This window comes from Sorangium sp. So ce394 (assembly GCF_051474665.1).
GTDB lineage: Bacteria > Myxococcota_A > Polyangia > Polyangiales > Polyangiaceae > Sorangium > Sorangium cellulosum_D.
Genome location: NZ_CP150339.1, coordinates 9,615,948 through 9,637,236 on the forward strand (window position 1 = coordinate 9,615,948; position 21,289 = coordinate 9,637,236).

Genomic DNA, 21,289 nt, shown 5'->3' on the forward strand with positions numbered 1-21,289 from the left:
CTTCGCCAAGCTACTCACAACGGGCTGCGACGAGCGCGTGGCCGTCGACAGGCAACACGAGGAACAGAACCATGACCTTCACCCTTCCCGAGCTCCCCTACTCCAGAGACGCGCTGGTTCCCCACATCTCGGCCGAGACGCTCGATTTCCACCACGGCAAGCACCACAACGCGTACGTCACGAAGCTGAACGAGCTCGTGGCGGCGGACGCGGCGCTCGCGGGCAAGAGCCTCGAGGATCTCGTCCGCACGACGTCCGGCGCGGTCTTCAACCAGGCAGCTCAGGTGTGGAACCACACGTTCTACTGGCACAGCATGAAGCCGCAGGGCGGCGGTGAGCCGCCCGCCGCGCTCCGTGCGGCGATCGAGGCGGCGTTCGGGAGCGTGTCGTCGTTCAAGGAGAAGTTCAGCGCCGCGGCCGTCGGTCAGTTCGGCTCGGGCTGGGCTTGGCTGGTGAAGAACAGCTCCGGCAAGCTGGAGATCGTGCAGACGGGCAACGCCGGGAACCCGCTCACGGAGGGCAAGACGCCGCTGCTCACGTGCGACGTGTGGGAGCACGCGTATTACATCGACTACCGCAATGCCCGGCCGAAGTACGTCGAGGCATGGTGGAACCTGGTGAACTGGGACCACGCCGCCTCGAAGCTGTGACCAGCGTCAGCCGATCACGCCGAACAGCTCGCCCTCGAGCGGCCGCGAGCGGAAGCCGTCTGGCCCCTCCGGCAGCTCCCCGGCGACGGTGATGCGGCGCACCACGCGCGGCAGATCGAAGTGGGCGTAGTCGATCGGGCCGGCGTGGGCCGTGGCCTGGTTGTCCCACACGGCGATGGCGTCAGCCGTCCAGTGAAAGCGCACCGTGTACTCGGGCCTCGTCACCTCGTCGGCGAGCAGATCGAGCAACGCCTGGCTCTCGCGCTCTCGCAGGCCCACGATGTGGCTCGTCGTCCCCGGATTGACGAACAGCGATTTACGTCCGGTCCTCGGGTGCACGCGCACGAGCGGATGGAGCGCGGCGAACGGGCCGGCGGCCCTGCGGCCCGGCCTGGGCTCTCCGCTGTCGTAGCTGCTCGTGCGGTGAACGGCCCTGAGCCCGTCGCAGAGCGCCTTGATGGTCGGCGACAGGCCGTCGTAGGCGCACTCGAGGTTGCTCCACAACGTGTCGCCGCCGTACGGCGGGATCCGGACGCCGCGCAGGATGGAATACTTGTTCGGATTGGCGACGAACGTGATGTCGATGTGCCAGCCCTTGTAGTCGCGCGGCGGCTTGGCGGTGGGGATCGACAGGTCCTGCCGGTGGCTCTGACGGTACTCGCCGGCTTCGCGCTCCCAGATCTCCGGGTGCTCGGGGAGCCCCAGCGCGATCGGGTGGGCCGGCGTCAGCGGGCCGAAGGAGCGGCCGAAGGCGAGCAGCTGCTCGTTGCTGAGGTCCTGATCGCGGAAGAAGATCACCTTCCACTGCACAAGCGCTTGCTCGATCGCCTGCGCCGTGGCGGCGTCGAGCGGCTTGCGCAGATCGACGCCGCGGAGCTCCGCCCCGATCACGGGCGTCAGCGGTCGTATCTCCAGCCGCACAGGGCTGGTCTGTCGTTCGATGATGAGGTCGGTCATGGCACTCTCCCGGCAGTCCCGAGCGCGCCCGGACGGCGGCCCGATCGCCGCCACAAGCACGCCCCGTTCCAGCCCCCCTCACCGTAGATTTGCCGCGGCCATCCCGGTACACGCGCGCCGCGGGCCAAGGCCCCGGACCGGCGTCGCGACGGAAGGCGGAGGCTTCGGTCTGCCCGTCTCCCCGGGCAGCTGAGCTGCTGAACCTCTGCTGCTCACGCAGCAACGTCGCACCGCGCGGAACGAGATCGCTCACCTCTGCACCGGCTGGATGGAGAGCGACGTGAAGAGACCATGGCCCCTGGCGCCGATGTGCAGCCGAATGAAGTCCCCCACGGCCTCGAGGAGCCGGGCGCGTTTGAGCTCGCCGCTGTCGATGCCCACAAAGCCCAGCTCATCGACGAGCCCCCGCACGGTGGCCTTTGCCGCCGCGTCGTCCGAGCATAAAAAGACGGAGATGCGCTGCGGGGCGAGCTTGTCGCGCCCGAGCTCGGCGACCACGTGCGGGATCGTCTGGAACGCCGTGACGATCTTCGCCTGCGGCACGTCCGCCGCGAGCCGCTCGGCCAGCGAGACCTCCGGCGTCGGGCGATCGATGCGGGCGTCGAAGTCGCGGTTGTTGCAGTCGATCACGACCTTTCCGGCCAGCGCCTGCGGGGCGCGCAGCAGCGTCGACGGAAAGACCCCGCGCGCCGTGTAGAGGATCACGTCGCCGAACGCGGCCGCGTCGTCGAAGTCACCCGCGCGCGCCCGCTCGTGCTTGGCGGCGACCGCCGCGGCCTTGGCGCGGTCCCTCGAGCCGAAGAGGACGTCGTGCCCGTTGAACGCCCAGAGCAGGCCGAACGTACGTCCCATGTTTCCTGTGCCGATCACGCCGATTTTCACGTCCACTCTCCCTTCGAGCGCTCGATCGCTCCGGACGCTGCCTCTCGCTTTCGCGCGGGGGGCCGGGCCTACATTCTTGGAGGCGGCGCGAGGCGCGACCATGATATCTCGTCCGAGATACGTAGCCGTTCGTCCGGCGCCGCCAACGCGGGCTCGCCTTGCCTGCATCGACCGCGCCGGGAGCCCGCCCGGCTGCCCATGATCCGGGGCTCGGCGGTCCCGCGGCGGCGGCCGAGCACGCATTCACCGACGGCTCTGGAGCGGTCCCTTTCTTGCGAGGGGCCCTCCAGCGCGAACGAAGCAGCGCTCCCGCGCCCCGAAGGAGACGACCATGCCGAGCCATATCGAGATGAGACACCTGCGTCGCTGCGTCGAGCTCGCGGCGCTGGCGCTGGAGACCGGCAACGAACCGTTCGGCTCCGTGCTGGTCGCGGCGGACGGGACGGTCCTCGCCGAGGATCACAACCGCGTGGGCGGCGGCGATCCGACCTGCCATCCGGAGCTCGCCCTGGCGCGCTGGGCGGCCGCGCACCTCGCCCCCGACGAGCGAGCCGCGGCGACGGTCTTCACCTCGACCGAACACTGTCCCATGTGCGCCGCGGCCCATGGCTGGGTCCGGCTCGGCCGCATCGTCTACGCGAGCTCTTCGGCACAGCTGGTCGGCTGGCTCGCCGAGTGGGGCCTTCCGGCTCCTCCGGTGCGAGGCCTGCCGATCCGCGATGTCGTTCCGGGACTGCCCGTGGAAGGTCCCGTCCAGAGCCTCGCGGAGGAGGTTCGTCAGCTGTTCCGGCGCTCCCATTCCGTGCGCTGACGCGCGCGGCCGTACCAGCGGGAGGACGCTTATGGAAGGGTTCTTTGGTTTTTCCAAGCCCCTCTGGCAGATCGCCCTGCGCACGACGCTCGTCTATCTCGCCCTCGTCATCCTGATCCGCGTCATCCCCAAGCGACGCACGGGACATCTCTCGCCGAACGACATGCTCGCCCTCATCCTCATCGGCGGCATGGCCGCCGACGGCATCATGGGCGGCTCGACCTCGCCCGCGGACGTCTTGCTCATGATCGCGCTCATCGTCGCCTGGGGCTACGTGCTCGATATCCTGGAGTTCCGCGTCCCCTTCTTGCGGCGGTACCTGCGCGACGCGCAGACGGTCCTCGTCCGAGACGGCCGCCCGCAGTGGCGGAACATGCGCCGGGAAATGGTCACCGAGGAGGAGCTACAGGCTGCCCTTCGCAGGCAAGGGATCACGGACATCGCCACGGTGCGCTCGGCCTGCCTCGAGGCGGACGGGGAGATCAGCGTGGTCAAGGAGCAGGGTGCGCAAGGTGGCGAGCCGTGAGTCGGCTCATCGACCCATGGCCTCGAAGCGTTCGGTCCGTTGTTTCTAGCCGAGGTCCTTCACACGCCTGAATATAGGCGTCAACTCCCGGTTGACAGTGTAGATCGGAGCAGTTTACGCAGTCCGGAGCGCCATGGGTCTTTCTTATACGGCAGAGGGGTATCACCCGTGGTTCAGAGATTGCATGGCCGGCCTCTGAGGTCCTCATGAATAGGAAGATAATTCTTTTGGGGCTGTTTGGCGGTACGGCGACCAGGCCTGGGACAACATCAGCATCGAGGGCAACTCCAAGAACATCTGGGTCGACCACGCCGAGTTCTGGGACGGGCAAGATGGCAATGCCGACGTCGTCAAGGGGGCCGACAACGTGACGTTCACGTGGAGCATCTTCGGCTACAGCAAGAGAGGGGATCACAACCTGTCGAACCTGATCGCATCCTCGGACAACGAGCCCGTGAGCGAGGGCAAGCTCAACATCACCTTCATGTTCAATTGGTGGACGGGGGTCGCAGAACGCCAACCCCGCTGCCGGTACGGGTGGATCCACGTCGTCAACAACCTCTACACGGAGGATACCTCGGTAGGCCCTTCGAAGCTCGGCGTATCGAACGGCTTCAAGTGCAACGTGTTGACCGAGAACAACCATTTCATCGACCAGAACGAGCCGATTGACTTGGGCAAGCAGAATGGAGACGGCTCCGTGCAAGAGGCGACGGGCAACCTGTTCGAGGGCTGCTCCGGAAATCAGGCGGGCAGCGGCGATGCCTTCGACCCTCCGTACGAATACAAGTCGTTCATGGTGCCGGCCTCCCAAGTGAAGGAGCTGGTGCAAGAGCATGCGGGGGCCACGCTCTCCAGCCCGACGGCTTGCTCGCCGTAGAAGCGGTCTTAACGACCTGCTGCGGGCCTGGTTGACAATGGAGGCCCCGACGGCACGGAGCCGGAGGTTGTGCGCTCCAGCATCGAGCGAGACGCCGGCGAAGATCAGCTTCTTGCGGCCGGTCGCTTCGATGGCCTTGGCAACGCGCGGGTCGTCGTAGGCGTTCACGGTCGAGCGATCGATGATCTCGACGCCAGGCAAGGCCTCGACGAGCTCGGGGGAAGGTCGGCCCCCACATGCTGTCGCGCGCCGTCGTGGTGACGACGATCGGCAGCTTGAGCGACTTGGCGGCCTTCGCCAGGGCGACGACGTTGTGCTCCAACTCGCCGGTCGAGTAGTCGCGGACGCCGGTCATGAGGGCGACTTGGTGGTCGACCAGGATGACGGCGGCGTTGTCCTGGGTGAGCGGTTCGTACTTGCGGCAGGTCATTCGGTCCTCCTGAGTTCGTCTCCGGCTCCGGGCGGGTCCGGAGCTGCGGGGTCACGACCCTTTGCCGTGACGACGCGAGGACTATCCGCTGGACGAACAAACCCAAAGACGCCAAAATTCGAACTCAGCGATTTCCTGGCGCAGCACCCGAAGGTCAACGTCGTCGTACATGCGGTCGACCGCGCCGTCGAAGTTGCCCAGGTATCGAACACCGACATGCTCGATGATGTAACGGCAGAGGACGAGCTCGGTCACCGACGCGGCGGCGTCGAGCTTCGTCTCGGTGAGGTGTGTCACGCTGAAGTACCCACCGCTACGCTTCTGATATTCGATGTTCCTGTTCTGCCAGCCGAGCTTGTCCCCGAACGTCTGGAGCCGGATCGGAGCATTTCGCGGGTTGGGCGCGATGATGAAGCAGAGCTCGTCGTCGCGAAACAAGGCGCCGAGAATCGCGTTGGCGATCCCTTGCGACTGCGCGCACGCGGGATCCGTGATCAAAAGCACGACTCGCTTTGCCATGTCTCCTCCCGAATGTCCCAGGTCCCGTCTCGAGGGGAACTGGAGACCAAACGCTCTTCAAAATCAAACGAGTTGCTCGCCCCCCCACGACCGAGGACCTGGTGGTCGACATCATCAGCGCGGGGAAACTGCCGTGAACGGCGCCGCACACGCGCGCATCCTAGGGTGCATGCGGAAAGATACAGATCGATTGGTTCCCTTCAGCACGGCGGTTGCTTTGCGCGGACGGCGGCGGTGGGCGGCGCTCCTGCTTGGCGTGGTGGGCGGGTGTGTGCCGAACGATGATGGCAACGGGAGCTCCGGCGGCTCCGGCGGGTCGGGCGGCGACACCAGCGTTAGCAGCTCAGGCGATGTAGGGTCGGGCGGCGACGGCGGCTCGGGCGGCGACGGCGGGTCGGGCGGCGACGGCGTCTGCGTCCCCGGAACCGAGGTGCTCTGCTACTCCGGCGACCGCGAGACATTCGGCGTCGGCGCTTGCGATGCCGGCAAGGCGCGGTGCAGGGAGGACGGCAGCGGCTTTGGCCCCTGTGTCGGCGAGGTCCTGCCGGCCGCGGAGACGTGCCTCACGCCGGTCGACGACGACTGCGATGGACAGACGAACGAGGAGGGCGCCGGCTGCGCCTGCGCCCCCGGCGAGGTCGTGCCTTGCTACTCCGGCCCTGCCGGCACCGAGGGCGTCGGCCGATGCGCCGGCGGCACGGCCCGCTGCGATGCGCTGGGTACGGGCTTCGGGCCGTGCGAGGGCGAGGTGCTGCCAAGCCCGGAGACGTGCGCCACGCCGGTGGACGACGACTGCGACGGCCAGACGAACGAGGAGGGCGCCGGCTGCGCCTGCCTCCCCGACGCGGTCGTCCCCTGCTACTCCGGCCCTGCCGGCACCGAGGGCGTCGGCCGCTGCGCCGCCGGCACCGCGCGCTGCCAGCCGGACGGCACGCAGCTCGGCCGCTGCCAGGGCGAGGTGCTGCCCGCGCCGGAGACATGCCTCACCCCGATCGACGACGACTGCGACGGCCAGGTGAACGAGGAGGGCGAGAGCTGCGTCTGCCCGCCCAACCAGCGCGTCCGGTGTTACTCCGGCCCGCCGGGCACCGCGGACGTCGGGGCGTGCACCTCCGGCACGGCGCTCTGCGACGCGCAGGGCACGAGCCTCGGGCCGTGCGAGGGCGAGGCGTTCCCGCAGCCGGAGACGTGCGCCACCCCGGTCGACGACGACTGCGACGGCGAGGTGAACGAGGGCGGTAGCGACTGCGCTCCCTCGATCACCGCGCAATGGGTCAAGCAGTTCTCCGACCTCTCGATCACCGCTGTCGCTGTGGACGCCTTCGACAACACCATCATCGCCGGCTCGTTCACGAGCCCCGTGGACCTCGGCGCCGGCCCCGTCCTGCCCCGGACCGCCGGTCCCGAGGCGTTCGTCGCGAAGTTCGATCCGAGCGGACATGTCCTCTTCGCGAGCACGTTCGAGGGGGAAGACCACGCGGCCCTCGATATCGCGACGGATGCGTCGGGGAACATCGCGCTGCTCGGGACGGCCCTCGTGCTCGTGCATCTCGAGGACCAGGGCGTATCGTTCACCGAGCTCTATCACCGCGTCGTGAAGCTCGATCCATCGGGCGGGCACCTCTGGAACCGCGATTTCGTTGCGTTCGTCGAGATCGAGAACGCGGTGGCGATGAACGACGCAGGGGACGTGTTCGTGGCGGGCGCAACCAAGTCCTCTACCATGGGGTTGACCCATGGCTTCGTCCGCAAGCTCGACGGCGCGACAGGGGCCCTCGCATGGCAGAGGATGCTCGGGGACGACGACGACAGCGAGCGCCCCGACGACCTGGCCACGCGTGAAAACGGCGAGATCGTGACCGTCGGGAGCGTGAACATCCTTCAGATGTTGCCCGACGATATCGTCCACAGGGCCTGCGGGGATCTGATCACGCTGAGCCCCGCCGGCGAGGTGCTCGACCGGACCTGCGTTGGCGCCGAAGCGGAGACCTGGCAGCTCGCCATCGACGCGTCGGGGAACACCGTGCTCGGCAGCGCCGTCCCTCACGGCGCGCGCCGCGTGAGCAAGCTCGACGGCGCAGCGACCTCCCTCTGGAGCCGGGGGATCCCGCAGGTGCAGGAGATGCGGCTGGCCGTCGACGGGGTCGGGACCATCGTCCTCGCGGGCTCGTTCACCGGCACGCTCGGCCTCGGCGGCGACACGCTCACGAGCTCCGGCGGCGAGGACATATACCTGGCCAGGCTGGACCCCGACGGCAACGTCGTCTTCAGCCAGAGCTACGGCGACGCGGGCGACCAGAGGCTGATGCACCTCGCCGCCTCGGCGGGAGGCAGCGCGGTGATCGCCGGCACCTTCGCAGGCACGATCACCCTCGGGGAGAGCACGCTCGCCGCCGCGACAGCGCAGGACACCTTCCTCGCCAAGGTGGGTTTCTGATCCACCCTGAGCTTCGGCCTTCCTCAATAAGGCGGCAGCATCCTCCGGAATCCGTGCCCCAGCGCCAGCGCCAGGAAGATCAGGTTACGCACCGGCAGCGCCGGCCAGAAGAGGCCGAGCGGCCCCTCCCCACCGGAAACGCGCTCCCCCGCCGCGGCGCCCTCGCCGCGGAACGCCCGCGCGAGCCGCGCGCCGAGGCGCCGCATCCACGCGACCGATCGCGGGAAGTCGGCGATCCCGTCGAGCCACGCCCCGGGGATCCCGCGCGCCCCGACCGTCGCGCCCGCGAGGCCACCGACGATCGCGCCCGTGCTGTCGGCGTCGCCGCCGAGCAGGATGACGTCCTCCACCGCGCGCCGGAAATCGCCCGGGTGCGCGAGCCAGCAGAACAGGGCCGCCGGCGCCGTGTCCACGATGAACCCGCTCACGCCCTCCGTGAGCCCGATCGCCCCGGCGAAATCCGCCGCCGACGCGCGCCGGCCGAGCAGCTCCGCCGCGCAGTCGAGCCGGCGGCCGAGCTCCGGATCCGCGGTTCGCTCGCGGAGCATCGGCAAGAGCTCGGCCGGATTCACCTGCTCCGGCGCGCGCACCGCGGCATACGCGGCGGCGAGGGCGATGATCCGCGCGCCCTCCTCGGCCCGCGGATCGGTGTGCGTGAGGCGCGTGGACGCGCGCACCATGGGCTCGATGCGCGAGGGCGTCAGGGCGAGCGTCGCGCCCAGGATCGGCGCGCGCATCGCGGCGCCGTTGCCGGCCGAGAACACGCCGCTCCGCTCCGGAGAGAACCCGATCCAGAGCTTGAGGATCGCCCGCAACGTGGCGTATCCGACGCCCGCCGGCAGGGAGGCGAGCCAGCCGCGGAGCTGCCACCCGAGCGACCGCGCGAACCGCGCCGCGTCCCCCGGCGCGGCCAGCAGGGCCTGCGCCGTCATGCACGCGTGCTCGGCGTCGTCGCTGATCATCCCGCGGCCGAGCACGAAGCGGTGCTCGAGCGGCGCCGCGCCGAAGAGGCGGGCGGCGCGGCGGCGCGACAGGCCCTCACGCGGCAGGCCGAGCGCGTCGCCGACCGCCGTGCCCAGGAGGACGCCGGCGAGCCGGTCCTCGCGATCGATGGATGTCGTCTCGATGGCCATGCGAGCGCGCCATTCACGCTCCATGCCGGGAGAGAACAGCGGAAATCCGCGCCCCGGAGGCCCCGCGCCCGAGGGGCCAGCCTGCCAGGATGGCAGCGCCTGTCAGCGCACTGGACATCGCGTCGCGCCGCGCTCCGCCCGGCGGTCCTCGGGCGTCGCGGAGCGAGCGCCCCCGACACCGGCGAGGCTGCGCCGTCCGAGCCCCGAGGGAACACGTCACCTCACGGGCTGCACCCGCTGTCGCAATTCTGTAGGAAGTTGGGGGACGGGCCGGCCGCGCGACGCGCGCTCCGGCTCGCGCCGCACACCGGCGCCGCGATGGTGATGGCCTCGTTCATCCCGAGGACGAGCCGCTCCCCGGCGAGCGCGAGGGACCGCACGGGGCTCGGCGTGGGATAGCGCGCGAGCTCGGTCCCGTCGTCCGCCAGCAGCGCGAGCGCCCCGGCGGACGGTGAGACGACGGCCAACCAGGCCACGGTTCCATCGAAGGAGAGGATCCGCGATGCCTGCATCGGGCTCGGTGCCTGCGACAGGTCGACGTGGTTGTGGACGACGATGTCCTCCCCGTCGCGCCGCAGCACGTAGACGTGCTGGCGATTCTCGATGACCAGGGCGCGGTCGCCGGCGAGGGCCACGGCCGTGAGGTCCCCGGTGCCGGACAGCGTACCGGTGGCCACCGGTCCAGCGCCCGTCCAGGAGAACCAGCGCAGCGATATCTCGGCCACCAGGTCCTCGTAGTAGAGCTGACCCAGCAGCACCTCGGCGCGCTCGCCGTCCACAGCGAGGGCCTGGGCCACGCGCGGCGCGCTGGAGACCTGCGGCGTGATGATCTGCTCGGACGCGGGCCCGAGGAGCTCCCCGGCGCAGCGCGCGGGCAGCGCGAAGCGCCGCAGCCGCAAGGCACCCCCGTCGATCGGCGCCGCCTGGAAGAGCTGGCCTGGCGCGGACGCCAGCATCGCAGGACCACCCTCGATCCGCAGCTGGCCAGACGGCGCCAGGAGCCCGCCTTCGCCCGGCCCGAGGCAGCTCAGCACGGCGGTGCCGCCTTCCTGATGCACGTTGGGCTCGCTCGACGGCAGCGTCACCAGATCGAGCGCGCCGGCCTCGGACGGCGCGGGGGCGAGCCGCAGCCGCTGCATGTCCGGCGGAAACACCGTCCCTCCCGCCGTGAGGACGGGCGCCATCGGATCTCCCAGATCCACGCTGTGCACGCCGAAGGGCCCCACCGCCAGGACCGCGCCGTCCTCTCCAGCCCAGATGCGCTCCAGCGAGCCATGGTGGAGCCCCGTCCGGAATCGCATCGCGGCCGAGCCCTCCAGCGCGACGACGCGGCGCCAGGGATGCAAGGCGGCGTGTCGCCCCCGGGCCGCGAGCCGGAGCGGAGAGGGCAGCAGCCCTGCCTCGTCGCTCTCGCGCACGAGGAGGCTGCCCAGCGCGGACGAGACGCCCGCCGGGCTCAGGGCGTGGCGGTCCACGACGTAGGAGCGGGTGGCGCCGTTCACGCGGAACCACTCGACGAGCAGGTCGTCGTCGAGGAGCGCGAACCCCAGGGGGCGGTCCCAGAGATCGGCCCCCTCGTCCGGCGAGAACGATTTCACCGGAGCCGGCTCTTCCGCGCCGTCCAGGTCCGCCACGCGGAACACGTGGATGCTGCCCAGATCCCCGTAGCGGAGCAGCTCTTGCGCGACGAGGTACGTGTCGTTCAGCTGCATGTGGAAGAAGGCCTGGGAGGCGAAGATCGCGGGCCTGAGGGCAGGCCCGGCCGGCGATGACACGTCCACGGGCACGAGGCCGTGCGAGGTCGCGACCCACAGGACGGCTCCGTCCGCGGAGAGGGCGAGCGAGCGGCATGTCCCCGCCAGGAGCTGGAAGGCGTGCGCGGTCTCCTCGACGAGCGCGTCGTCGGCGCCGACGCGCCACGCGCTCACCCACGATCCGGCGCAGGTCCAGAAGCGGTCCCCGCGGCCGGCGCCCCCGACGATGCTGTCGCTGCGGGGGTCCAGCGCGCGCTGGGACAGCGTCGTGATGCGGTCGCCCTCCAGCCCCAGGAGCTCCAGCCGCTGCCGCGTCCCGACGACGACGACACGGTCCGGCCCCAGCGGGACCAACGAGGTGAGGAGCCCGTCCGACCAGTCCCAGCTGCCGAAGTAATGCTCGACGCCGATGTCCAGGGTGCGCTGGCCCAGCCGCTGCAATCCGCCTTCGTCCACCCGGACCAGGGACAGCGACAGGCCGTTCCCACCGAGCCGCTCGCCGAACAGGATCCGGTCGTTCGACAGGAACTCCGCCATGCCCTCCAGCGGAAAGCTGGGGCCTTCGGCCGGCGCCGCGCCGTAGCCCCAACCCGTGCCGTAGATCTCCGCGGGCATCGAGACGGGCACTTCCGTGCACGCGCCGCCCACGCACCGATCGCCGGCCGAGCAGACGTCGCCACGCCCGCAGGGCGTTCCATCCGGGGCCGCCGGGTAGATGCATTGGCCGGACCCATCGAGGCGCTCGGCCGTGCACGGGTCGTCGTCGACGCACGCCCCTGCCCCGCCGCCGCCGCCGCCACCGCCGGCGCCGCCAGCCCCGCCGCCGCCGTCGTTCGCGCCCGCCCCGCCGCCGGAAGCGCGCGGCTCGTCCTCCGGGCGGACATTCGAGGGACATCCTGGCGCCGCCGCGAGGACGACGGCGCTCAGGAGGAGCGCCCGGGCCCACGACCATGCCGGAGTCATCATGTCGCAACTCTCCCTGGAACCGGGGTCCATGACGTTCTCCCGAGCGCGACTCTCAGCGAGATCGTCGCTCGGCCAGCTCCACCCGAGGCGGCGTCGACATTCGCGCCGGCGCGGTGAAGAGCAAACCGCTCTCGAGATGCCGATACGCTCCCGGCACCTCGAGACCGATGGATCCGGGATATGCGATCTCGCCATCGATCTCAAGCGCATGCCGGCGGCATTCACGCACGCCGCGCGCGCGAGCACGAAATCGACCATCCCCTCTGTCCGCCAACCCCGACGCGGCGGAGCGGGGTTGAGCGCCCGCTGGGTGTCGTCACGTAGGCTCGCCCGCCGGCGCAGGCTGGCCGGCCTGGGCGGCGCGGGCTCAGCCCGGCGAGATCGGCAGCCCCTTCGGCGAGCTCGCGGCCGCCTCCGCGCCCCGCGCCTCCGGCGAGCTCGGCCCGTCGAGCAGCGCTCCGACCGCGGCGAGCGCGGCGACGATGGCGGCCGCCCCCGCCCACAGCGGGCCCCGGGCGAGGCCCTGCGCCGCGTACAGGAACGCGATCGCGCCGAGCAGCGCCGCGAGGAACAGCGCCGCCGCCAGCGCGCGCACCAGCGGGGAGCGCTCGACGTCGTGGAGGACGTAGCCCGGATCGGTGCGCAGCGGGCCCTCCTCGGGCGGGGCCGCCGCGGACCGGAAGTCCGGCGGCCGGAGCCAGACGAGCAGCTTGCCGGCGAGGCGCGGCTCCGCCGCCGCCATGCGCGCGAGCTTCCGCCACGGGTCGACGTTCGCGCGCAGCGCGCTGAAGCTCGCGAGCGGCTGGACCACGCCGTACCGCGGCGGCGCCCCCTCCGCGCGGAAGGTGCCGAACAGCCGATCCCACACGATGAGCACGCCGCCGTGGTTCCTGTCGAGATACTCGGGATCGACGCCGTGGTGCACCCGGTGATGAGACGGGGTGTTCAGCACCCACTCCAGCGGACCGAGGCGGCCGACGAGCTGCGTGTGGATCCAGAACTGATAGAGGATGTTCAGCGTATACGTCGTGACGACCATCGCGGGCGGGAAGCCGAGGAAGGCGAGCGGCCAGAAGAACGGCCAGAAGAACGCCCGCTGGACCCAGCTCTGGCGCAGCGCGACCGAGAGGTTGTAGTGCTCGCTCTGGTGGTGGACCGCGTGCGCCGCCCACAGGAAGTTCACGCGGTGGCTCGCGCGGTGCGCCCAGTAATAGCAGAAGTCGACCGCGACGAAGCAGGCCAGCCAGCTCGACGCCGCGCCCGGCGGCAGCCGCACGAGCGCGGCGCGCTCGAAGAGGAAGAGATAGACGAGCACCCCGCCGCTCACGACGGAGACGAGCGCCTGCTGGCCGACCCCGCACGAGAGGTTGGCGAGCGCGTCCGAGAAGCGGTAGTCGCGCCGCCCGCGGCGGCGGCAAAGCCAGAGCTCGACGCCGATGAGCGCGAAAAAAGCCGGCACCGCAAACAGGATCAAGCTCGGAGACATGCCCCCGTCCTCCGCGGAGCCGAGCGCCCAGCGGCTCGGCCACGCTCGGCCATTCTAGCCTGAACACCCCCGCCACGCCCGGTGGCGCACCTCACCGGCCAACCCCGGCCGGCGCGTCCCGGGCGCGTTCTTCCGCGATCTCTCCGGCGCGTTCCTGGCGCCGCGCCCGCCGAGCTCCACCGCTCGTTTCGAGCGCCGCGCCCGCGCCGGTGCGGCGCCGCTCGGCGCGACTTCGCTGTTGACGCTGAACCGATTAAGTGGTCTGCCATGAGCCGCGCCGGTGCGACGACGACACCCTGAGCGGAGATTTGCATCGGCGCGAGACCGGGCAGCTCGCTGTGGCCACGGCAACACGATCGCCACGACGGCGGCGCGCCAGCCCGGCGCGCCGCCGCGCGCGGCCGTGTGCTTGCGGCGGCGGCGCTCAGCCACGCTTGAGGAACGACACTCGAACCAGGTAAGGAACGACCGACGATGAAGAAGACCTTGTTGCTCGCTTTGGGTTTGCTCTCCCTCGCCGCGTGCACGTCCGACACGACCGACCCTGCGGCCTCGGGCACCGGGGGCGCCGGGGGCGGCGGCGGCGACGCGACCGGCGGCGGCGACGGCGGAGGCGGGGGCGGCGGCAGCGACGCCGCCGGGGGCGGCGGCAGCGACGGCGACGGCGGAGGCGGGGGCGGCGGGGACGGAACCGGGGGCGGCGGGGCGCCCGAGTGCGCCGAGCAACCCGAAAAGTGCTACGTCCGCGCGGAAGGTAGTATGCTCACGCTCGACGGGAAACCGTACAAGTACATGGGCACGAACTTCTGGTCGGCTCCCTTCATCCCCCTCGAGCGCCTGCGCACGGAGCTCGACATCCTCGATGCCCACGGCGTTCAGAACCTCCGCATCATGGCGCTCAGCGAGGGCGACATCCCCGAGTCGCAGCAGAACGATCAGCAGTACGGCCCGCAGCGGATCTTCCCCGCGTCGTCGGACGAGCCGTGCGCCGACCCGAAGCTCGAGGAGTTCGCGGACCACCTGGTGACGGTGCTCGACGAGATCCACAGCCGCGGCATGAAGGCGGTCATGACGCTGAACGACTTCTGGCACTGGTCCGGCGGGATGCCCCAGTACATGAAGTGGGCCCACGAGGAGCCGGGCACTTCCTGCGGGGAGGACTTCGGCCCGTACCAGGTCGGCCTGACCCACCCCGAGACGAACGCCCCCCTGCTCGCGGCCGGCTACGACGTGCCGTTCAACGGCTCGATCCGGTTCCGCGAGGGCACCGGCGAGGACTGCCAGGCCGTGGCCATCAACGAGTGGGCGATCCCCCACTCGGGCACGCTCGACCCGAACACGAACCCCTGGCCCGACCAGATGGATCTCTCCAGCCTGTTCTTTTGCAACAAGAAGGCACAGGAGTTCTACTTCAGCCGGGCCAAGGTCGTCATCGAGAAGCTCAAGGACCACCCGGGGATCATGGCGTGGCAGCTCGGGAACGAGCCGCGGTCCTTCAAGGGCTGGGGCGCGGTGTTCAAGCTCTGGGTCGAGCGGAACGCGAAGTTCATCAAGGACATCGACAAGAACCACCTCGTCTCGATCGGCTCGGAGGGCGACCTCTCGTACAACTGGGGCGACTACGCCAACAGCGACTACCGGGATTTCCACGACGTGTCCGGCATCGATTACCTCACCTTCCACGTCTGGCCGGAGAACTGGGAGTGGTACGACCCGTCGCTGCCGGCCGACAGCACCGCCGCCAGGTCGCTCCAGGCGGCCATCACGAAGAGCAACGGGTACATCGATCTGCAGATCGAGCACGCCAAGGCGCTGAACAAGCCGATCGTCGTCGAGGAGTTCGGGCTCGCGCGGGACGACAAGTCCGAGCCCGTCGCGTCGACGGTCGAGAAGCGGAACGAGTACTACTCGACCGTCTTCGACGCCGTCGTCAACAACCCGGAGCTCGCGGGCGTGAACTTCTGGGCGTGGGCCGGCACCGGGAGGCCGTCGGACGACGGCAACGACTACTGGCTCCTCGGGAACGATTACATCGGCGATCCGCCCCACGAGCTCCAGGGGTGGTACTCGGTGTACGACGACGACACGGAAACGCTCAACATCATCATGAGCTACGCGGACAACATCAACACAATCGAGTAGCCATCGGCCCGAGCACGGGCCCTCTATCCCTCATCTGACTCGGAGGTCACCTTGATTCGTCGCTCCACCTTTCTCATGGCCATGATCTCGCTCGCGTTCTCGACCGGCTGCTCGAAGCCGGCCTCCGAGGGCGAGACGAACGCGGGCAAGACCGATGACAAAGCCCCGAAGACCGCGGACGCCAAGGGTGCGGACAAGAAGAAGATCACGATCGGCTTCTCGATGGATACCCTGAAGGAAGAGCGGTGGCAGCGCGACCGCGACCTGTTCAAGGCGAAGGCCGAGCAGCTCGGGGCGCAGGTGCTCGTGCAGTCCGCGAACAGCGACGACGCCCTGCAGAACTCGCAGGCGGAGAACCTGCTCACGCAGGGCGTCGACGTGCTCGTGGTCGTGCCCCACAACGCCAAGACGACCGCCACCATCGTCGAGTCGGCGCACAAGCAGAACGTGCCCGTCATCGCGTACGACCGGCTGATCCTCGACTCCGACGTCGACCTCTACGTGTCCTTCGACAACGTCCGCGTGGGCGAGCTCCAGGCCGAGGCGCTCGTGAAGCAGGCCGCGAAGGGGAACTACCTCCTCATCGGCGGCTCCCCGACCGACAACAACGCGAAGCTCTTCCGCGAAGGGCAGATGAACATCCTGAAGCCGCTCATCGACAAGGGCGACATCAAGGTCGTGGCGGACCAGTGGGCCAAGGACTGGCAGCCGGTCGAGGCGCTCAAGATCACCGAGAACGCCCTCACCAAGAACAACAACAACGTCACGGCCGTCGTGGCCTCGAACGACGGGCTCGCGGGCGCGGCGGTCCAGGCGCTCGGCGAGCAGAAGCTCGCCGGCAAGGTCGTCGTCTCGGGGCAGGACGCCGAGCTCGCCGCCTGCCAGCGGATCGCGGCCGGCACCCAGAGCATGACCGTCTACAAGCCGATCAAGTCCCTCGCCGAGAAGGCCGCCGAGCTCGCCATCAAGATGGCGAAGAAGGAGCAGATCGGCGAGAAGACGCAGACGGTCAACAACGGGAAGAAGGACGTCCCGAGCGTGCTCATCGCCCCGATCGCCGTGGACAAGAGCAACCTCGCGTCCACGGTCATCGCCGACGGGTTCCACAAGGTCGAGGACGTCTACAAGGACCTCCCGAAGGACCAGTGGCCGGCGGGCAAGTAGCCGGCGGACGAAACCCGCTCTGGCGCCGCGAGCGACCTCGCCGACGAGAGGTCGCTCGCGGTTCCGCCGCTTGATGATCGATGACACGCATCATGTCATCGGACCTCCCATGAGCGCCGTGCGCCTCGACCGAGGCGGATTCCAGCTGGACGAACAGCGCTCGATCGCAGCGCATCGATGGTGATTCGGGACCTGCTCGTGAACGCGCAGGAACCCTAAATCCGGAGCTTCCTGGATGGCTCGGATCTGCGCGGCCGTCATGATGGTCGCGCGCTCGCGTCGCCGATTGCGGCGCAAGGAGATCCGATGTCTTCACTGAATCGACGACTGTTCTTGACGTACGGTCTGACCGCGACGGGCGGGCTCCTTATGCTCCGCCGCGAGGGCGTCGCGCTCGCGAGCGTCGGCGAATGCGCCTTCGTCCCGGAGTCGGCACCGACGCTGCGCGGCCGCGATATCCCCAAGTACAGGCTGCCGCTGCTCATTCCGCCCGTCATGCCCGAGGCGCGGGGGCGCATCGGCCACGACGCTCCCATCGATGATTACGAGATCGCCGTCCGGCAGATCAGGCAGCGCGTCTTGCCGCCGGATTTCGACCTCACGACGGTGTGGGCGTACGGCTCCGCCCGGCATCCGGACACGTTCTCGTATCCCGGGTGGACCATCGAGGCCAGGTGGCGGAAGCCGGTGCGCGTGACGTGGATCAACGACCTCACCCACCCGCGGACCGGCCGCTTCCTCCCGCACCTGTTCACCGTCGACCCGACCCTCCACTGGGCCAACCCGCCCGGCGGGGTGGACGGCCGCGACACGGCCCCCAGGTTCAGCGGCCCTTGCCCGCCGGATCCTTACCGGGGCCCGGTGCCCATCGTCACCCACCTCCACGGGGTGACCCCGGTCGAGCAGGAGAGCGACGGCCACCCGGAAGCGTGGTTTCTGCCGAAGGCGGAGAACATCCCGCGCGGCTTCGCGAAGACCGGGACCTTCTACGACATCTTCCGGAGGACATCACGGCTCGGGCGCCTGTGGGAGCGAGGGACGGCCGTCTTCGAGTACTTGAACCGCCAGCGGCCGACGGCGCTCTGGTACCACGATCACACGCTCGGCATCACCCGGCTCAACGTGTACGCCGGGCTCGCCGGCTTCTACCTGATCCGCGGCGGTCCCGACGATCTGCCGAAGGGGGTGCTGCCCGGACCCGCGCCGAGGCCGGGCGACCGTCCGGGCGCCGACGTGTTCGAGATCCCGCTCGTGATCCAGGACCGCTCGTTCAACGCCGACGGCTCGCTCTTCTACCCGAAGAGCCGCGGGCTTCCGCCTGAGCTCGCCGAGGACGTGTACAAACCGAACGGCCCCGTGGCGCCGTACTGGGTTCCCGAGTTCCTCGGGAACGCGATCCTGGTCAACGGCCGGACGTGGCCTTTCCTCGAGGTCGAGCGGCGCCGCTACCGGTTCCGCCTCCTGAACGGCAGCAACACGAGGCTCTTGATCCTGAGGCTGAGCAACGGGCTCCCGTTCTGGGTGATCGGCTCCGACGAAGGCTTCCTCCCCAGGCCCGTGGAGATGAAGGAGCTCGTCATTGGAAATGCCGAGCGCTGGGACGTCATCGTCGATTTCAGCCGCGTCCCGGTCGGCACCGAGATCCTCCTCCTCAACGTCGGACCGGAGGCGCACGGCGGCATGCCGGGCATGTCCGCCGTGGCCGACCCGAACACCACGGGCCAGGTCATGCAGTTCCGGGTGAAGAAGGCGACGAGCAGGGACACGAGCACGCCTCCCGAGAAGCTCGTGCTGCCGGCGTTCCATCCGCTCGGAGACGAGAAGGCGATGCGCCGCGTGTCCATGAACGAGGAGATGCTGGAGGGCGTGGGCCCGATCCGGAACCTCCTCGGCATCGTCGACGCCGCGGGCGGGCCGGTGCCGCTCCACTGGGACGAGCCCATCACGGAGAAGCCCGATGTGGACGACATCGAGCTCTGGGAGCTCCACAACTTCACCGAGGACGACCACCCGATCCACCTCCACAACGCGCGGTTCCAGGTCGTCGACCGCCAGGCGCTCGACCCGTCCGCGGAGCCCACGTCTCCGTTTCCCGGGGAGGAGGGCTTCAAGGACACGGTCGGCGCGCTGGCCGGTCAGATCACGCGCATCAAGGTGAAGTTCGGCAACCCCGGGCTGTTCGTGTGGCATTGCCACATCCTCGAGCACGAGGACCACGAGATGATGCGGCCTCTCCTCATCGAGCGGTGATGACGCGATCGCCCGCGCGGGTGATCCTCGGCCTCGAGGGCCGCTGGATCGCCTGACAGGTCGGGCGCGCCGCGGCGCACGGCGCCCCGACCGAGGCGAACCCGGTCAGGAAAACAGCGCCTGAGCGCCGCACTCTGCGTGCCATTTCAGGACCCGTTCATGTGGGTCCAGCAACCCCAATCCGGTACCTCCTGGGTGCTTGGACCCACATACCCGCCATCCTACTCCTGCGCGCGCACCACCACCGATGGCGGCGCCAGGAGGTCCCATGCCCTCGTTGAAGCGACGATTGCTCTTGAAGTACGGCTTATCCGCGGCCGGCGGTCTCGTGGTGCTCCGGCGCCATGGGCTCGCGCGCGCTGTCCCTCGCCACGCGCCGACGCTCCACGCCGGGGATATCCCCAGATTTACGCAGCCGCTCGCGATCCCGCAGGTCATGCCGCGGTCGGGCAAGCACTTCGGCCCTGGCGCGTTGGTCGACTATTACGAGATCGCGGTCCGGCAGTTCCAGCGGCACATCTTGCCGCCGGAGCTCGGCCTGCCGCCCACGACGGTGTGGGGCTACGGGTCCATCCATCACCCGGAGACGTTCTCGTATCCCGCGTTCACCATCGAGGCCGAGTGGCGGAGGCCGGTGCGCGTGAAGTGGATCAACGATCTCAAAGATCCCCTGACCGGCCGCTTCCTCCCGCACCTGCTCCCCGTCGACCCGACCCTCCACTGGGCGAACCCGCCCGGCGGGCTGAAGGACCGCGACTCGTCCTGCAAGCACACGCGCCACTGCCCCGACGGGCCTTACCGGGGTCCGGTGCCGATCGTGACCCACCTGCACGGGATCGCCCCGGTGGCCCAGGAGTTCGACGGCCACCCGGAGGCCTGGTATCTCCCCGCGGCGTCCGATATTCCCCCGGAATACGCGAGGACCGGCACCTACTTCGATTATTTCAAGAAGAATCCCCAGTCGCTCGCGAGCCTGTGGGAGCCAGGGGCTGCCCTGTACGAATACCCGAACGATCAGCGGGCGGCGACGCTCTGGTATCACGACCACACGCTCGGCATCACCCGCGTCAACGTGTACGCGGGCCCGGCCGGCTTCTACCTGATCCGCGGCGGCCCCGACGACCTGCCGCCGGGCGTGCTGCCAGGCCCCCCGCCGAGGCTGGGCGACTGTCCAGGCACAAGGGTGTACGAGATCCCGCTCGTGATCCAGGATCGCACGTTCAAGGACGACGGCTCGCTCTACTACCCGGAGAGCAACGGGCACGACGCCCCGGCCTTCGGGACGGCTCCCGGGCACGACGAGCCGCCGCCGATCTGGGTGCCGGCCTTCGTGGGCAACGCCATGGTCGTCAACGGCCGGACGTGGCCGTACCTGGAGGTCGAGCAGCGTCGTTACCGCTTCCGCGTCCTGAACGCCTGCAACACGCGGTACGTGGGCCTGCGGCTCAGCGACGGGGCCAAGGTCCACAGGTTCTGGGTGATAGGCACGGACGCGGGAGGCTTCCTCCCCGCTCCGGTCGAGGTCGACACGCTCACGCTCGGTCCGTCCGAGCGCGCGGACCTCATCGTCGATTTCACGAACATCCCTGTCGGCGCGGAGATCCTCCTCCTCAACGTCTCCGAGAGCGGGCCCACGCAGGCTCACCTGGCCCACATGGCAGCGCTCGTGGCAGAAGAGCAACGGGACTACACGACCGAGGTGATGCTGTTCCGGGTGGTGCCGGCGACGAGCGTGGACACGAGCACGCCGCCGGACCAACTCACGCTGCCCTGCTTCACCCCGCACGGACCGGAGCGCCTGACACGCCCCCTGCTCCTGACGGAGAAGACGACCGCGCACGATCGCTCCCTCCTGCTCTTGCAAGGGATCATCGATCTTCAGACCGGGCAGCGGCTGGGCCTCAAATTCCACGACCGCATCACGGAGGACCCGGACCCCGGGGACACGGAGATCTGGGAGCTCCACAATGACACCTACATGCCGCACCCGATCCATGTCCACAACGTGGAGTTCCAGGTCCTCAATCGGGAGGACAAGGACACCGGCGCGATTAGCCCGCCGGAGCCCTGGGAGACGGGCTTCAAGGACACGGTGAACGCGACGGAGAACGCGATCACGCGCATCAAGATGAAGTTCCGCCACGAGGGCGCGTTCATATGGCATTGCCACATCCTCGAGCACGAGGACAACGAGATGATGCGGCCCTACCACGTCGGGCCGATCCCGCTCGACCTCCCGCATTTCGGCCGCCCGCACACCTGATCCGCACCTCCCACGACGCCGCGCACGCCTCGCGCGCGG

The 21,289-nt window shown here is 69.5% G+C and carries 14 protein-coding genes and 2 pseudogenes; 9 read left to right on the top strand and 7 right to left on the bottom strand.

Going from position 1 to position 21,289, the window contains the following annotated elements:
• The first annotated feature begins 71 nt into the window (after window positions 1-71).
• Window positions 72-650, top strand: a complete 579-nt coding sequence (locus tag WMF33_RS35475) for a superoxide dismutase (RefSeq protein WP_061624455.1) — start codon at window positions 72-74, stop codon at window positions 648-650.
• A 6-nt stretch (window positions 651-656) separates the two neighbouring features.
• On the opposite strand, the gene WMF33_RS35480 is transcribed toward WMF33_RS35475, so the two are convergent.
• Both WMF33_RS35480 and WMF33_RS35485 read right to left on the bottom strand, forming a co-directional pair.
• Entirely contained in the window at window positions 657-1,607 is a 951-nt protein-coding gene (locus WMF33_RS35480; RefSeq protein ID WP_437332767.1) for a TauD/TfdA dioxygenase family protein, read from the bottom strand.
• Window positions 1,608-1,856: 249 nt separating this feature from the next.
• Window positions 1,857-2,489 (bottom strand): NADPH-dependent F420 reductase, encoded by a 633-nt coding sequence (locus WMF33_RS35485; RefSeq protein ID WP_437332768.1) that lies wholly within the window; start codon window positions 2,487-2,489, stop codon window positions 1,857-1,859.
• Between the two features lie 331 nt (window positions 2,490-2,820).
• Here WMF33_RS35485 and WMF33_RS35490 point away from each other — a divergent pair, with 331 nt between their 5' ends.
• The 3 genes and pseudogenes from WMF33_RS35490 to WMF33_RS35500 all read left to right on the top strand — a co-directional run.
• Window positions 2,821-3,300, top strand: a complete 480-nt coding sequence (locus WMF33_RS35490; RefSeq protein WP_437332769.1) for a nucleoside deaminase — start codon at window positions 2,821-2,823, stop codon at window positions 3,298-3,300.
• Between the two features lie 31 nt (window positions 3,301-3,331).
• Window positions 3,332-3,826 (top strand): DUF421 domain-containing protein, encoded by a 495-nt coding sequence (locus WMF33_RS35495; protein ID WP_437332770.1) that lies wholly within the window; start codon window positions 3,332-3,334, stop codon window positions 3,824-3,826.
• Between the two features lie 265 nt (window positions 3,827-4,091).
• Window positions 4,092-4,706, top strand: a pseudogene (locus tag WMF33_RS35500) (pectate lyase family protein); the annotation flags it as partial.
• Window positions 4,707-4,754: 48 nt separating this feature from the next.
• Here the strand turns inward: WMF33_RS35500 and WMF33_RS35505 are convergent.
• Together WMF33_RS35505 and WMF33_RS35510 are read right to left on the bottom strand one after the other, a co-directional pair.
• Window positions 4,755-5,136 (bottom strand): annotated as a pseudogene (locus WMF33_RS35505) (isochorismatase family protein); the annotation flags it as partial.
• An 81-nt stretch (window positions 5,137-5,217) separates the two neighbouring features.
• On the bottom strand, window positions 5,218-5,655 hold the full coding sequence (locus tag WMF33_RS35510) for a hypothetical protein (protein ID WP_437332771.1): 438 nt from the start codon (window positions 5,653-5,655) through the stop codon (window positions 5,218-5,220).
• A gap of 271 nt (window positions 5,656-5,926) precedes the next feature.
• Between WMF33_RS35510 and WMF33_RS35515 the strand changes: the two genes are divergently transcribed.
• Window positions 5,927-8,092, top strand: coding sequence for a MopE-related protein (locus WMF33_RS35515; RefSeq protein ID WP_437332772.1), 2,166 nt, complete (start codon window positions 5,927-5,929; stop codon window positions 8,090-8,092).
• Between the two features lie 23 nt (window positions 8,093-8,115).
• Here WMF33_RS35515 and WMF33_RS35520 read toward each other — a convergent pair whose 3' ends face one another.
• The 3 genes from WMF33_RS35520 to WMF33_RS35530 all read right to left on the bottom strand — a co-directional run bounded on the left by WMF33_RS35520 (window position 8,116) and on the right by WMF33_RS35530 (window position 13,431).
• A complete protein-coding gene (locus tag WMF33_RS35520) occupies window positions 8,116-9,225 on the bottom strand; it encodes an ADP-ribosylglycohydrolase family protein (protein ID WP_437332773.1) in 1,110 nt (369 codons plus the stop codon).
• A gap of 221 nt (window positions 9,226-9,446) precedes the next feature.
• Complete coding sequence (locus WMF33_RS35525) at window positions 9,447-11,945, bottom strand: hypothetical protein (RefSeq protein ID WP_437332774.1); 2,499 nt, start codon at window positions 11,943-11,945, stop codon at window positions 9,447-9,449.
• 367 nt (window positions 11,946-12,312) lie between these two features.
• The gene (locus tag WMF33_RS35530; protein ID WP_437332775.1) at window positions 12,313-13,431 is read right to left on the bottom strand and encodes a sterol desaturase family protein; all 1,119 of its coding nucleotides are present in this window, start codon (window positions 13,429-13,431) and stop codon (window positions 12,313-12,315) included.
• Between the two features lie 759 nt (window positions 13,432-14,190).
• Between WMF33_RS35530 and WMF33_RS35535 the strand changes: the two genes are divergently transcribed.
• From WMF33_RS35535 to WMF33_RS35550, 4 genes are all read left to right on the top strand, one after another.
• Window positions 14,191-15,573, top strand: coding sequence for a glycoside hydrolase 5 family protein (locus tag WMF33_RS35535; RefSeq protein WP_437332776.1), 1,383 nt, complete (start codon window positions 14,191-14,193; stop codon window positions 15,571-15,573).
• 75 nt (window positions 15,574-15,648) lie between these two features.
• Window positions 15,649-16,737 carry a D-xylose ABC transporter substrate-binding protein gene (gene xylF / locus WMF33_RS35540; protein WP_061627654.1) on the top strand — a complete coding sequence of 363 codons (1,089 nt, stop codon included), beginning with the start codon at window positions 15,649-15,651 and terminating at the stop codon, window positions 16,735-16,737.
• A gap of 306 nt (window positions 16,738-17,043) precedes the next feature.
• The gene (locus WMF33_RS35545) at window positions 17,044-18,987 is read left to right on the top strand and encodes a multicopper oxidase family protein (protein WP_437332777.1); all 1,944 of its coding nucleotides are present in this window, start codon (window positions 17,044-17,046) and stop codon (window positions 18,985-18,987) included.
• A gap of 268 nt (window positions 18,988-19,255) precedes the next feature.
• The gene (locus tag WMF33_RS35550; protein WP_437332778.1) at window positions 19,256-21,250 is read left to right on the top strand and encodes a multicopper oxidase family protein; all 1,995 of its coding nucleotides are present in this window, start codon (window positions 19,256-19,258) and stop codon (window positions 21,248-21,250) included.
• Window positions 21,251-21,289: the final 39 nt, after the last annotated feature.